The sequence below is a fragment of the Mangrovibacter phragmitis genome (assembly GCF_001655675.1).
Classification (GTDB): domain Bacteria; phylum Pseudomonadota; class Gammaproteobacteria; order Enterobacterales; family Enterobacteriaceae; genus Mangrovibacter; species Mangrovibacter phragmitis.
Genome location: NZ_LYRP01000033.1, coordinates 147,544 through 159,993, shown reverse-complemented (window position 1 = coordinate 159,993; position 12,450 = coordinate 147,544). Strand labels below are relative to the sequence as shown.

Sequence of the window (12,450 nt, the reverse complement as noted above, 5' to 3'; positions counted from 1 at the left end):
TACTACCTCAGAGTGGGCTTTTCAGATCAGAAAGTGTATTGCCTTGTGATTTCTGGCTACTTTCAGCCATGTGCTTCTCGTGGCGGCGTGTGGCGAACCAGGGAAGTGTCAGTTGAATAAGTGGCCCAATACTCACTGCATACAACACCGTGCCAATCCCCAGACTTCCCCCCATCAAAAAACCAACAAGCAGCACTGTCAGTTCAATAGCTGTTCTGATACGCCGTATCGGCCAACCCATTCTGTTATGCATCCCGGTCATCAGCCCATCACGAGGGCCAGCGCCAAACCCGGCGCCAATATATAAACTGGTGGCCAGTGCATTCAGCACTATCGCAGCAACCAAACACAGGCTGCGTACCCATAAATCTGTGACTGGCGGGAAAACAGCCAGTACTGCATCAGCCACCAGCCCCAGCACAACCACATTGCTGATAGTTCCCAGACCAGGCTTCTGGCGCATTGGCCACCACAACAATAAAACCAACGCCCCCACCAAAATGACGGTTTGCCCGAGCTTCAGCCCGGTCAGTTGGGCAAGCCCCATATGAAACACATCCCACGGATCAAGCCCCAGGTTGGCGCGGTAAAACACCGCAATTGAGATGCCATAAAACACCAGACCTGTGTACAACTGAACTAAGCGGCGCAACATAATACTTTCCTGTTCTTTGCAGACATGTTTATACTCTGCTCAATAATGGACTTAATAATAAGGTCCAGTTTATAAAAAGTGGACTGCTATGACTCAACGACAACTACGCAGTGCTTCGTTATTGAAAATACTGGGCCAGTGGCATCATCCGGACACGCGTATTCCCGTTTATCGGCAACTGGCTGAAGGACTGCGCTTACTGATACTTGATGGCCGGTTGCCTTTAAACAGCCGGTTACCCGGAGAACGAGAACTGGCAGATTCACTGGCACTGAGCCGCACAACCGTGGCTAATGCACTAAATCAGTTGCGTGAAGAGGGTTACCTGCAAAGCCGCCAGGGATCGGGTTCAGTTACTCGCCTGCCTGATACACAGGTAATCCAGCAGGCCTCTACGGTTCCCGGCGATACACTGGATCTGGCTACCGCCGCCCTTCCTGCCAGCCCGGCAATCCACCGGGCTTACCAGCGCGCCATTACCGGGCTGACAGAACACCTGGGTTCCACTGGTTATGATTCACGGGGTCTGCCGCGCCTGAGAAAGGCAATTGCACGTCATTACTGCCAGCGAGGTCTGGCTACCACACCAGACCAGGTCATGGCGGTCAATGGTGCGGTCAGCGGGCTGGCGCTCTTGTTACGCCTGTTCACCGGGCCCGGGGACAGAGTGTTGGTTGACCATCCCACTTACCCTATGGCGCTGGACGCCATCCGGGGTGCTTCCTGCCGCCCGGTAGGCGTCACCCTGCCGGCGAATGAAGGCTGGGACTATGATGGTTTTGCCGCCACACTGGCTCAAACATCTCCCCGCCTTGCCTACCTTATCCCGGATTTTCATAACCCAACCGGGCGCTGTATGAGCCTTGCAGAGCGTCAGAACATCGCGGCTATTGCACAACGCAGCCACACCCCGTTGGTGGTTGACGAAACCATGGCTGAATTATGGTATGACGCCCCTCCACCACCACCTCTGGCCTGTTTTGGCGATGCGGAAAACATAATTACTCTGGGTTCTTGCGGCAAAAGCTTTTGGGGAGGTTTACGTCTGGGATGGATACGAACTTCCCCTGGGGTGATAGCCCGTCTGGTCCAACAACGTAACACCCTCGATTTGGGTTCTCCGCTGCTTGAGCAACTCGCTGCGGCTATTTTGATAGAAGAGGAAGAGGCAATTTTACAGGAAAAACGCCAACAACTGCGGGTACAGCGCAACCAGTGTCTGGCATTGATACAGTCATACTTTCCAAACTGGCAAACAACCTCCCCAGTTGGAGGCTTATCATTCTGGGTCACACTGCCTTCCCCAGTTGCAACACGGTTTGCAGCCAGTGCAGAGAATATTGGCATTCACCTGGGACCCGGCCCGCGGTTCGGTATAGATGGCGCTTTTGAACGTTTCTTACGCCTGCCTTTCACGCTGGAAACGGCCAGAATGGAGATAGCACTGATGCGCCTGGTTCCGGTGTGGCAACAACTTGCTCTGGTTCGCTCACCCGTAAGCAATACGATGATTTAACACATGCTCGCCAGACACCCGGTCGCACCAAAAAGAGAACGGCGAGCCAGAAAGCTCGCCGTTTTGAATATCATCCATGATGCACATTACCTTTGAGGCAATGCCACCTTAACAAGTCGTTATGAACACTCAAGGTAATTCCGGTTGCACAAAAATGATATTTTTATGACACTATTATTTCATATAAATTTCATTTTCATGTCATTAATATGACAATCGGCATTAAACCACGGTAAATATTCATGCCATACAGTTACAATCAATAGATCTGATATTGCCGTATAACATGAAAAAAGTGGCAAAATCAATGTTGCCGCGGAACCGGAAAACCTTTTACAGAAATAACAAACCCATTATCTCTGCGCTTTATTTTTGCACCGGCATCACACCAGTCTGAAGCTATGCGAAAAAACTCATCACTCCCCACATTCCAGCCAAGGCGAACATGCTTAACAAACCCGGAGCGCAATAATTCACATGCTTCATTGTAACTGTGAGCCACACTCACATTATCGTCAGCCATTATTTCCTCTTCTTAAGAAGTTTCCTCAATGCTTTGATTTCTTTAGCGTTTAATGGTTGAACCCCTTCTTCCTCTTCTGTGTGCTGGTTATCAATGTCATCTTCCTTAACCCCAGCATCAAGGCTTGCAAAAGCTATTCTCAAAAACTCTTCTGTTACCGCACCCAATGTTTCCCCATGCAGTTCAGCATAACTACGCACTTGTTCTTTAAGCTCACTGCTAATTTTTACATTTAGCACTGCGGTTTCCATATGCTTTCCTTTGAGTTTATATAGCGCAATAATATTATTCTTATTACACGAATTACCAGGAAAAATCCATCACTATTCTGTTGCGGAAAAATGACTGTCAATACAGACAGGAAAATAAATGTGATCTGAAACTCACTCTGTAGCAATAAATTTCATTGTTACATTGATATACTTATTTTTACTGTTGTTGTTTTTCGGGAAATGGAATGAAAAAACGGTGTATTGTGATCCTACCCACGTAATGTGGACACAGCCCTAAGCGAGGTTCTGGTTTTCAAACTGTTCCGGGCTGAGGCCACCACCGATCGTAATCACACCCGATATAATTAAATACCGTCGTCCGCATTATTTCCCGACTGATAAAGCGTTCACCATGGATGCATTCGACTTTCAGTGACAGGAAGAAGCTTTCCGCACAGGCGTTATCGTAACAGCAGCCCTTTGCACTCATGCTACCGCGCAGGTTATATCGCTTCAGTAGCGCCTGATAATCTGCTGAGCAATACTGCCCGCCACGATCCGTGTGGACGATGATATTTTCCGGACATTTACGCCGCCAGAGCGCCATCTGTAACGCATCGCAGGTCAGTTTCGCCGCCATTCGTGAGGACATCGACCAGCCAATAACGGCACGAGACCAGAGGTCAGTCACCACCGCCAGATACAGTCAGCCTTCATCCGTGCGAAGGTTCGTGATGTCTCCGGACCACTTCTGGTTCGGACCACTGGCATAAAAATTCTGTTTCAGCAGGTTTTCTGACACCGGCAGGCCGTGCTCACGGTAACTGACCGGGCTGATAGCGACGTTTGAGCCAGGCATACCAGCCGCTTCGGGCAACCCGAAGCACCTGGCACATGGCTTTGACGCTGAATTCAGCCTGATGCTTTTTGATGAAGACATACTTCATTTCAGGCGCTTCGCGAAGTATGTCGCGGCCTTTTGGAGAATGACCAGCTCTTCATCCCCTTCAGCCAGTTGTCGCTTAAGGCGGGCAATTTCGACGGACATTTCCTGTTCACGTTCGGAAGATGAATGTGTATTTTTCAGCCAAATTGATTTAAGTTAAGTCACTTTTTGGATATTATGCCTGCGATATCAATATGATTTATATGGAATAATCAAGGGTGTTCCCCTGTGATAGCAAGTCGGTACAAGGAGCGATCTGCTAACACCTGAAAAATTACTGCAAGTCGCTTACAGCAAAGGGACCGTACCAACCCGAGTACGCTATAACTGGATTACTGACGATGAAACTGGGCGATTAAAAGCTGTCGGCTATCATACCAGTACTGAAAGCGGGCGTGATCAGGTTCGTGTTCGTATGCTGGAAAAACAAAGGGATGGTAGCTATGAATTTTAGGGCGACGAGAGAAGCGATAAGCCGCTGATCACATGGACACCAGCGAGTACGCCGGGATCGCAAAGTAGCTGGAATACAGGCAATAACAGCCCGCAGGCGGGTACTGTAACGATTCCGGGGCTTGAACATCCTGATATTCAGGGCGTAACTATCACCACAACGCCAGTACCGGAAGAGAAGGACTTTCGGGATTACATTCTGGTGTTTCCGGGGAACATCCACCCGCCGATCTACATCTATCTCAGTAAACCTCCGGTAGAACTGCTGGAAGTTGATCTATACAGCAACTTTACAGGTAGGCCGCGAAATGGTACTCACGCAGATCACATGCCATCGGCAGCAGCAGTGAGAGCATTCTTGCGACGTGAATATCCTGATGCAAAACCTGCTGAAATTGACAGTATGGCGAAGGATGTAGCAGCAATCATTATTCCCTCCGAAATCCACCAGAAGTTAAGTGCTACCTATGGTGGTAGGAACAATCCAGTACAACTCCAGCAGGATTCAAAAAACTTAAGGGCAGCATTAGAACGAGATATTGAAACAATTAGACCTGCTCTAAAAGAACGTGGCTTAACTGATGGTCAGATCGATGAAGCCAAAGCTAAGATGCACCAACTGAATCATGAACAAGGGTTATATTAATGACCGTAAATGTTGAAAAATTAATCAATAGCTTAGGGAAACCGTATCAGGATATTTTTGATGCAGGACTTATTCCTTATAAGACTAAACCTACGGGCTATCCGGGTGATCCCGTTCTTACTTTAAGTATGATGAATGAAGGCATTTATCTTGCGTTCAAGCGGGATGGTGTAACTCTTTATTCTATAGAGCTTTTTTTGCAAAATCCCAAGAAAGCTAATTATCGTTTCCCTAATGAGCTTCCATCACCTTTAGAGGCCGAAATGGTACGTCCGTGGGTTCATGCTCAGTTTGGTTCCCCTGATAAATTTCTGCCGCCAAGGAAGCGTTTACGCAAAGATGTTGGTTACACAGATCTTTTTACTGTTATGGATTTCCACATTCCGATCAGTATGCAGATCGACTATGATTTGCAGGAACGAGTAAAAGAAGTTGCATTCATCACAACTTCTGAAGTTCGTTGGTGATCAATCGCAGGCGGTCTAGACTAGGCCGCTTTTTCGTCCTCGCTAAAAGTACTGGTCCTTACATCACAAAACAATCAAAACCCAGCCCATCCATTTTTTGACAAAAAATCTTAAGTAATCTTTTACTCAGAAAAAAGTACAGTCAGTATTTTTCTGCACGATTTAAAATCCTGTTCGTCTGATCAGGTCCAACCCCGCCGACCAAATGCCGTGTATTCAGATCTCAGTACTGAACTTTTCACTAACCCTACATTGCCTAAAAACGCACGGTCAAAAATCTCTTTTGGGTACTCCCTAACGATACTCGTTTTTCTCGTCTCGTTAAGTATCATTTATATGTTGTACGGGTTTAAATGATACTAATCAGCGGTGAGGACAGGAAAATGATTTTTGGTTATGCGAGAGTCTCAACAAAGGATCAGAATCTTGAGCGTCAGTTGGCAGTACTGGAAATCTGTATGTGACAAAATCGTTACAGAGAGAGAATCAGGGAAGTCCACCAGCGAAAGACTTGAACTGTTGAACCGCCTTTCACACCTCCGCGAAGGTGATACTCTTATTACTCATACAATCGACCGCCTTGCACGTAATACTCGCGATTTACTGGAAATGATTGATAGCCTCGTTGAACGTGGGATCACTGTTCAGTTCCTTGCTAACTCATGAGTTTTGATAACTCCCCACAATCACGCCTGATCCTAACCATGATGGGGGCAGTCGCCGAATTCGAGCGAAGAATGATCGCATCACGCCGCAACGAAGGGATTACCCTTGCTAAAGAAGCTCGTAAGTACAAAGGCAAGCAAAAGAACAAAGAATTGCACAGTAAAATCATTGAAATGCTTCAAGCAGGGAAGAACACACCGGACGAGATCGCAAAACTGTGCGATTGCGGTCGAGCTACCGTGTTTCGCATAAAGAAAGAGATGCTTGCCAGTACTGGTAGTATTGAGGACTGATATAGCGGAAGAGAGCAAAGGAAAGGATTGCATAGGGTATTGTTTCTCGAATCCTTTCGATATCCAAACGTTACTTTATACGAGGCTTTATAGCCTCTTCTTTATTTTATTATTAATCAATGTGTTACAATTTATTTTTTGCGTTTTATTACTACAGTAATTAACTGTCATTCACCACAGTGATTGCCATTAAAGCGTGTTATTTCGGCTTAACAGGCAATGGGAAAACAATCAGTAAAAACGCAAACAGAAGAATAGCCACTGCATTACGCCTGCTCACTACTTGTTATTCAACCAGCCTGGCGGACTATACAGGTAACATGCCCACACCCGGCGGAAGTACTCCACCAGGTGTGAACAACCAGAGGCAGCGCTATGTTCAGGTATCCAGGCTAAAGGCAGATCCAGGATCACTTTGAATACCGTCACTACCTTCAAGCTGTTCAATGTTGAAGAACTTCACTACATTGCGGCTATCAAGACAAATCAGTAGCACATTCATCTTTCGGGGATGCATTGCTCCGCCCTGCATTACCTGATGGGGTTCTCGCCAGACATACATCATGATTTTATTACCATCATCATCAAACAAATAGTTACGAGGCTCCCCTAATCGGGCAATAATCCCCGTTTCAGTGGAAACCCCTTTGGTGATGATTTTATTCAAGTGTAACTTGCTGTCTGGGCTCAAAAAGCTGTTCTGCATACCCGCAGGGTAGCGATGCACCCAATGTCTCTCGACAACTTCACCATTAATTAATGCTGTCAGTTGCGTTGTCTGTGCAGCTTGTTGCCCCTGAGGCCCTGTCCAGTTCTGCATCCAGACTGCTATTTGTTTACCTTGTGGCGACCAGAGTGTGCGTGACGGCACACCGTACTGTTGAATCAGCCTGGTTAATGAAGTGCTTCCATCAATAATCCCCGACTGCGTTGCCGACACAGTGTTTGCGCTAAGAGCAGGAACAGCGGGTGGTTTTGCCACACAACCCGTTAAGCCAATTGCAGCAATGACATACAGTGTTTGTATTATTTTCATTGTTTTTTCCCAAAAAACATCCGGGCCAGCCTGGATTACAGACTACTGACACAGCCAGAACAGTATTCTCATTGCTGGTATAAGCGCTGTAACCCGCCCCCGGCAAAGAGATGTCTCATGGATGAGACGAACAAAGCCCGCACAATGGCAATTTAAACACAAAGCCTGCAGGCAGAAAAAGTGCTGTCAAAGCTACCAAAGAAAATGCCTGGAAATGAAGTCGTAATGTCTCATTTTATCAATCAGTAATATGACCAATTCTTACTTTTGAAATATTTCACCACATGAAGAACAAAATAAGACCTTTTCCACCATAACTATCTACCCAAACTTTACCAACTATTAACTTTATTCATCCAGATGAGCTTTCGTTGAAGTTCACTCTATTACACTGCACAGACAATTCTTATTTGATTTATTTTTTTAGCTGCTGGGGCATTTATGTCTTTGAATGAAACACCGTTACACACTGCTAATGAGCAAGGCATTAGCCACGGGTCACTGGTCTTTGCTATAGCCCGGGGGCTGATTGTGCCACCTGCGGCTATCTGGCAAAACAAACACTACCGGTTGAAATTTTTACTACGTTCGCTGTGGTACTGGAAACCGACCAACAGCATGCTGACAGCTTTAGCGCAATTACCTGAATTCCCGGCGTTATTACAAGCGCAGGTCACGCTGCCCAGCAAACCGCACCGCCATTATTTGCGCCTGGGTCTGACTGCTTCACAGCGAGCTCATGCTGTTGTGGCTCACTACCATTTTTTACATCAACACACCAGCCCAACACTTTTCGAGGCACTGACAGCCAGCGAACCAACTCTGCTATTCAGTTTTACCGGACGTAACGAAGAGTTATTCTCACTCAAAGCTTCTACCGCCCGTAATGCAGAACGCGAAGGTGAAAGCACGCTGTGGTTGTTTATGGGCAACGATTTACTGGCAAGTTTGACGTTCTCAATCACAGGCTCTGCACAATGCCCGGTACTGTTTATTGGCGGTGTACAGGGGCCACGCCGCCAGATTACCAATGACACCATTAAACAGGCCACCAAAGCCTGCCATGGCCTGTTTCCCAAGCGTATTTTGTTGGAAGTTATCTGGCAATTATGCAACCAGTGGCATCCAGAAAAGATCTATGGCGTGAGTGATGCAGGGCATGTATTCCGCGGATGGCGTTACCGTTTCAGTAAGGCACGCCATCTTCATGCAAGTTATGACGAATTCTGGGAATCCGTTAGCGGTACCAAAGCCGGCCGGTATCAGTGGCAGCTTCCGGCATGCCTTCCGCGGAAAAGCCTTGATGATATCGCCAGCAAGAAACGCGCGGAATACCGCCGCCGTTACCTGTTGCAGGATGAGATCGAGCAAAAAATACTGACACTAATCGCTGATGGCCCGCAAAGCAGTTCATAATTTCCCGGCACACAGCCAAAGGTACTCCCCCCAAATAACGTCATTCAGTATCCGCAGGTTGAGCGAAGCAATACATCTCAGCCTGCATGCCTTTTATTACCAAAACAAGGGGAAAACCAGAGCGTGCAGAACGCACAAATGGGTGGGGGCCCTGCCAGCTACATCCCGGCACACACGTCGCCTGCTGCGGCTGCTTCCTTCCGGACCTGACCGAGTTCACAAGTTAGTGTTGCGGGAGAACCAACAGAGCCCCCATTGAGAGCGTTGTATTCCAACGCGCGGGGCGCATTATCTCTGTTGATCCTGGTAATTGCAAGTCAACAGGGTCTGGATGCCGGTTTATTGCACAGTTGACTTTGTTTCTTCCTTATCTGCCACCGGGTATAGTCATGTGGATGGAGCAAAGGAGTAACATATGGCCTCAACAGACAATTTCGCGCAGCGGGTGTACCAGATAATTGCGGCGATTCCCTCCGGCAGAATAACCACTTATGGTGATGTGGCTCGTATGGCTGGTTCACCGCGCGCGGCTCGTCAGGTAGGTGGCGTGCTCAAACGGCTACCAGAAGGCTCACGCCTGCCATGGCACAGGGTTGTGAACCGCACAGGCCAAATCTCACTGACCGGCTCAGACCTCAGCCGCCAGCGCCAGGCATTACTGGCAGAAGGTGTGCAGGTATCCGGGAATGGGAAAATCGACCTGCCACGCTACCGTTGGCCTGAATAAAAGAAAACAGCGCCCAGAGGCGCTGTCAGATTAATGAAAAAGAAGGGAAAAGCGTGGTTTTCCCTTCTTTTTAGTTAGCGGGCGAAAATCAATGAATTGATTTTCCAGGCTTTTTATTAGGTGACCTCTTCTCGTTCTGCGCAAACATGAGGTTTGTTACAGACTCACAAAAATGGCATCGGGTGATTAAACAAAATCAATTACCGGTTTGCATTTGTGATTGCTGCTGTTGCGGCAAGAAATGCGTAGGTACAGGCTCCGCTTCAGTTACTTTTCCCGGTTGTACTGCAACCGCGGTATTTTGCAACGGAATCAGACGCAGGTCAGTACTGTTCACACCATTAGTGATTACCGGTTTAAAGGAATCAGACATAAAGATCAGCTTGCCGTCCACGGTAATCGCAGCACTTAACAAAATCCGGGCATTCTGGCGGATGTCGGCCAGGTCGTAAGGCAGCACATAGCTAAAGGGTGCCTGGTGGCCTTCAAGGTTAACCACTTTCTGCGATAAGACTCTCGCAGGTGAATCCGCGCGTGAAGCATCAGACAAGGTTACTGTCAGTACCGCATTTTGTGGCAATGCCAAACGCTGGTTAATAACAATATTACCGGACAGATGAGGTTTCTGCATATCAGCCTGTGAAGCGAGGCGAGAATAGGCAAAGTTCGGGTTCGGGACTTCATAAGTATTGCGAAATTGTTGTGCACAGCCAGCCAGGACAAAAGCAGCAGCCAGACCGCAAATTACGGGTGTCAGTTTCATCGTTTTTCTCCTTCTCCTGCCACCTGCCGATACAGTCGATATCGTTGTGGTGGGGGGTTGGTTTATTGCTTATCAGGGTAAGTCTGGCATATTACCTGATTTTTTGCTGGTAAAAGACTGTAAATTCAGATAATTGAACCCATCGGACCAGTTAAAAATCCAGGTTATACTTAACAGGATGTGTCGTATTGCGTCCGGGTGTGCCGGCCTTCCGCTTTTATGCGTGTTTGTCTGCATTGAGGAAGGAAGTACCGGTACGCTGGTTGTGTCGCAAAACCGCGCATCAGGCCATATGGTCACTACACACACCGACTAAAAACTCCGCAGCCAGAGGGTGTACTATGAGTCAGGCGTTAAATAATTTGTTAGCCCTGTTAAATCTTGAAAAAATTGAAGAAGGCCTGTTTCGTGGGCAAAGTGAAGACCTTGGCCTGCGCCAGGTATTTGGCGGCCAGGTCGTTGGGCAGGCGCTGTATGCAGCAAAAGAAACGGTTCCCGCAGAACGCCTGGTGCACTCCTTTCACAGCTATTTTCTGCGCCCCGGAGACAGCAAGAAAGCCATTATTTATGATGTCGAAGTACTGCGTGATGGCAACAGCTTTAGTGCCAGGCGCGTGTCCGCCATTCAAAATGGCAAGCCAATCTTTTATATGACAGCATCATTTCAGGCACCTGAGCCTGGTTTTGAACACCAGAAAACCATGCCAGAAGCCCCGAAACCGGAGTCACTTAAATCCGAAACGGATATTGCCAAACTGTTTGAGCATATGCTCCCTCCACTGGCTAAAGAAAAATTTTTAAGCGATAAACCGCTGGAGATCCGCCCGGTCGTGTTCCATAACCCTTTAAAAGGCCATGTGGATAAACCTGAACGCCAGGTCTGGATGCGGGCGAATGGCACAATGCCGGACGATTTACGCATTCACCAGTACTTACTGGGTTATGCATCTGACTTTAACTTTCTGCCCACAGCTTTACAGCCGCACGGAATAGGGTTTCTGGAACACGGGATGCAGGTTGCCACTATTGATCACTCTATGTGGTTCCACCGCCCTTTCAGCTTTAACGAGTGGTTGCTCTACAGCGTGGAAAGCACTTCAGCATCCAGTGCCAGAGGTTTTGTACGCGGCGAGTTTTATACGCAGGATGGGGTTTTGGTGGCTTCAACAGTGCAGGAAGGCGTTATGCGCCAGCGGGGTTAACCTGTTCGAATAGCCCACAAATGAGAGTTTGTGGGCTGGCATAAAATGAACTCAGGCCGCTATCTCCGTATCACCCTGAGTTCAACACCTGTTTAATGCTGGCGTAGTTGGCGCACCAGGGTAGCCATGCGCCGTGTTCGGCAATACAGGATGAACAGCACAAATGCCTGGCAATTGAATATCCAGCGCGCCGCACACAATGCCACGAATGCAAGACAAACTGCCCACTGCCCGCCACCACCCCAGAACAGGCCTCGTACTCCTTGCCCCACCGTTAGTACCACTAAGACCACAAATAACCAACTCAAACATGTAATACCCGCCACATACCCCCTTGAGGCAAGCGATACACATACCAGGGAGGTTACCAGCATCACAATTGCTGGCACAAAAAAACTCAGGGCATGTTCTGCCGGGGTCAAATGGGTAAAGTTACTCAAAAAAACCAGCACATTGAAAGCAAACGCCATCAACAGGAGAAACATTACAATTGCCAGGGGAAAGCCATTTTGCCGGGGGAGTGAGGCAGGCGGTGTGTCAAAATACCGTTCCAGTTCAGGGGTTGAACAGGCGAGCAGGCTCTCATCATTTCTGGTAATCGCCTTCTCCAGTTCCCGGCCATGCTCCAGCAACTCACTAAAGATTGAGCCTGAAAAAAACTTAATCAGAGACATCAGAACACCGCAACCGACTGGATAATAACGATAATATACCTCCCGGCACATGGTTCTGCGTACAGAGAAATATTTCTGGAAGTGGTGTTGGTCACCACAGGTCAATGACCTTGAGTAACTTCGAAACATAACGGATTTACCTGCCCCACTCAAGCACAAACAAGGACAAAGGTGCGTGTTTTTTCTGCTATTACAATTGTCTAATTACCCCGTTTCCCGTAGTAGAGTGATAACACTATCTGGTTCAAACCTAGT

At 47.8% G+C, this 12,450-nt stretch carries 12 protein-coding genes, 1 other RNA gene and 3 pseudogenes; 8 read left to right on the top strand and 8 right to left on the bottom strand.

Annotated features, from left to right (window positions below):
• Positions 1–7 precede the first annotated feature (7 nt).
• Positions 8–655 carry a membrane protein YczE gene (yczE, locus tag A9B99_RS23645; protein WP_064599301.1) on the bottom strand — a complete coding sequence of 216 codons (648 nt, stop codon included), beginning with the start codon at positions 653–655 and terminating at the stop codon, positions 8–10.
• Between the two features lie 88 nt (positions 656–743).
• On the opposite strand from yczE, the gene yczR reads away from it, so the two are divergent.
• Entirely contained in the window at positions 744–2,171 is a 1,428-nt protein-coding gene (gene yczR / locus A9B99_RS16330) for a MocR-like transcription factor YczR (protein ID WP_064599298.1), read from the top strand.
• Positions 2,172–2,475: 304 nt separating this feature from the next.
• Here the strand turns inward: yczR and A9B99_RS16325 are convergent, their stop codons facing one another.
• From A9B99_RS16325 to A9B99_RS23370, 3 genes and pseudogenes are all read right to left on the bottom strand, one after another.
• On the bottom strand, positions 2,476–2,694 hold the full coding sequence (locus A9B99_RS16325; protein WP_064599296.1) for a hypothetical protein: 219 nt from the start codon (positions 2,692–2,694) through the stop codon (positions 2,476–2,478).
• Positions 2,694–2,945, bottom strand: coding sequence for a hypothetical protein (locus A9B99_RS16320; RefSeq protein WP_064599295.1), 252 nt, complete (start codon positions 2,943–2,945; stop codon positions 2,694–2,696). The genes A9B99_RS16325 and A9B99_RS16320 overlap by 1 nt, the downstream gene beginning before the upstream one ends.
• Before the next feature lie 255 nt (positions 2,946–3,200).
• Positions 3,201–3,990: pseudogene (locus A9B99_RS23370) on the bottom strand (IS3 family transposase); the annotation flags it as partial.
• Between the two features lie 118 nt (positions 3,991–4,108).
• On the opposite strand from A9B99_RS23370, the pseudogene A9B99_RS24525 reads away from it, so the two are divergent.
• From A9B99_RS24525 to A9B99_RS16290, 4 genes and pseudogenes are all read left to right on the top strand, one after another.
• A pseudogene (locus tag A9B99_RS24525) lies at positions 4,109–4,534 on the top strand (S-type pyocin domain-containing protein); the annotation flags it as partial.
• Between the two features lie 99 nt (positions 4,535–4,633).
• The gene (locus A9B99_RS24280; RefSeq protein ID WP_064599292.1) at positions 4,634–4,951 is read left to right on the top strand and encodes a hypothetical protein; all 318 of its coding nucleotides are present in this window, start codon (positions 4,634–4,636) and stop codon (positions 4,949–4,951) included.
• Positions 4,951–5,418, top strand: a complete 468-nt coding sequence (locus A9B99_RS16295; RefSeq protein WP_064599290.1) for a DUF6392 family protein — start codon at positions 4,951–4,953, stop codon at positions 5,416–5,418. Before A9B99_RS24280 ends, A9B99_RS16295 begins: the two co-directional genes overlap by 1 nt.
• 383 nt (positions 5,419–5,801) lie before the next feature.
• Positions 5,802–6,377 (top strand): annotated as a pseudogene (locus A9B99_RS16290) (recombinase family protein).
• Positions 6,378–6,756: 379 nt separating this feature from the next.
• Here the strand turns inward: A9B99_RS16290 and A9B99_RS16285 are convergent.
• Complete coding sequence (locus tag A9B99_RS16285) at positions 6,757–7,413, bottom strand: hypothetical protein (RefSeq protein WP_064599289.1); 657 nt, start codon at positions 7,411–7,413, stop codon at positions 6,757–6,759.
• 441 nt (positions 7,414–7,854) lie between these two features.
• Here A9B99_RS16285 and A9B99_RS16280 point away from each other — a divergent pair, with 441 nt between their 5' ends.
• A complete protein-coding gene (locus tag A9B99_RS16280) occupies positions 7,855–8,829 on the top strand; it encodes a VirK/YbjX family protein (RefSeq protein ID WP_156519078.1) in 975 nt (324 codons plus the stop codon).
• 149 nt (positions 8,830–8,978) lie between these two features.
• Here A9B99_RS16280 and ffs read toward each other — a convergent pair.
• Positions 8,979–9,075: signal recognition particle sRNA small type (ffs, locus tag A9B99_RS16275), an RNA gene on the bottom strand.
• A 169-nt stretch (positions 9,076–9,244) separates the two neighbouring features.
• Between ffs and A9B99_RS16270 the strand changes: the two genes are divergently transcribed.
• Positions 9,245–9,556: an MGMT family protein gene (locus tag A9B99_RS16270; RefSeq protein WP_064599287.1), complete on the top strand. Its 312-nt coding sequence runs from the start codon at positions 9,245–9,247 to the stop codon at positions 9,554–9,556.
• Positions 9,557–9,752: 196 nt separating this feature from the next.
• Here A9B99_RS16270 and A9B99_RS16265 read toward each other — a convergent pair whose 3' ends face one another.
• Complete coding sequence (locus tag A9B99_RS16265; RefSeq protein ID WP_064599285.1) at positions 9,753–10,319, bottom strand: YbaY family lipoprotein; 567 nt, start codon at positions 10,317–10,319, stop codon at positions 9,753–9,755.
• A gap of 341 nt (positions 10,320–10,660) precedes the next feature.
• Between A9B99_RS16265 and tesB the strand changes: the two genes are divergently transcribed.
• Positions 10,661–11,521: an acyl-CoA thioesterase II gene (gene tesB / locus A9B99_RS16260; RefSeq protein WP_064599283.1), complete on the top strand. Its 861-nt coding sequence runs from the start codon at positions 10,661–10,663 to the stop codon at positions 11,519–11,521.
• Positions 11,522–11,613: 92 nt separating this feature from the next.
• Here tesB and A9B99_RS16255 read toward each other — a convergent pair whose 3' ends face one another.
• Positions 11,614–12,195, bottom strand: coding sequence for a hypothetical protein (locus tag A9B99_RS16255; RefSeq protein ID WP_064599281.1), 582 nt, complete (start codon positions 12,193–12,195; stop codon positions 11,614–11,616).
• Positions 12,196–12,450 lie beyond the last annotated feature (255 nt).

What these genes read in the sequence shown, in the direction of transcription:
- yczE (WP_064599301.1), bottom strand. Translation starts at nt 655, where the DNA reads ATGTTGCGCCGCTTAGTTCAGTTGTACACAGGTCTGGTGTTTTATGGC.
- A9B99_RS16320 (WP_064599295.1), bottom strand. Translation starts at nt 2,945, where the DNA reads ATGGAAACCGCAGTGCTAAATGTAAAAATTAGCAGTGAGCTTAAAGAA.
- A9B99_RS16325 (WP_064599296.1), bottom strand. Translation starts at nt 2,694, where the DNA reads ATGGCTGACGATAATGTGAGTGTGGCTCACAGTTACAATGAAGCATGT.
- A9B99_RS16280 (WP_156519078.1), top strand. Translation starts at nt 7,855, where the DNA reads ATGTCTTTGAATGAAACACCGTTACACACTGCTAATGAGCAAGGCATT.
- A9B99_RS16295 (WP_064599290.1), top strand. Translation starts at nt 4,951, where the DNA reads ATGACCGTAAATGTTGAAAAATTAATCAATAGCTTAGGGAAACCGTAT.
- A9B99_RS16285 (WP_064599289.1), bottom strand. Translation starts at nt 7,413, where the DNA reads ATGAAAATAATACAAACACTGTATGTCATTGCTGCAATTGGCTTAACG.
- A9B99_RS16255 (WP_064599281.1), bottom strand. Translation starts at nt 12,195, where the DNA reads ATGTCTCTGATTAAGTTTTTTTCAGGCTCAATCTTTAGTGAGTTGCTG.
- yczR (WP_064599298.1), top strand. Translation starts at nt 744, where the DNA reads ATGACTCAACGACAACTACGCAGTGCTTCGTTATTGAAAATACTGGGC.
- tesB (WP_064599283.1), top strand. Translation starts at nt 10,661, where the DNA reads ATGAGTCAGGCGTTAAATAATTTGTTAGCCCTGTTAAATCTTGAAAAA.
- A9B99_RS16270 (WP_064599287.1), top strand. Translation starts at nt 9,245, where the DNA reads ATGGCCTCAACAGACAATTTCGCGCAGCGGGTGTACCAGATAATTGCG.
- A9B99_RS24280 (WP_064599292.1), top strand. Translation starts at nt 4,634, where the DNA reads ATGCCATCGGCAGCAGCAGTGAGAGCATTCTTGCGACGTGAATATCCT.
- A9B99_RS16265 (WP_064599285.1), bottom strand. Translation starts at nt 10,319, where the DNA reads ATGAAACTGACACCCGTAATTTGCGGTCTGGCTGCTGCTTTTGTCCTG.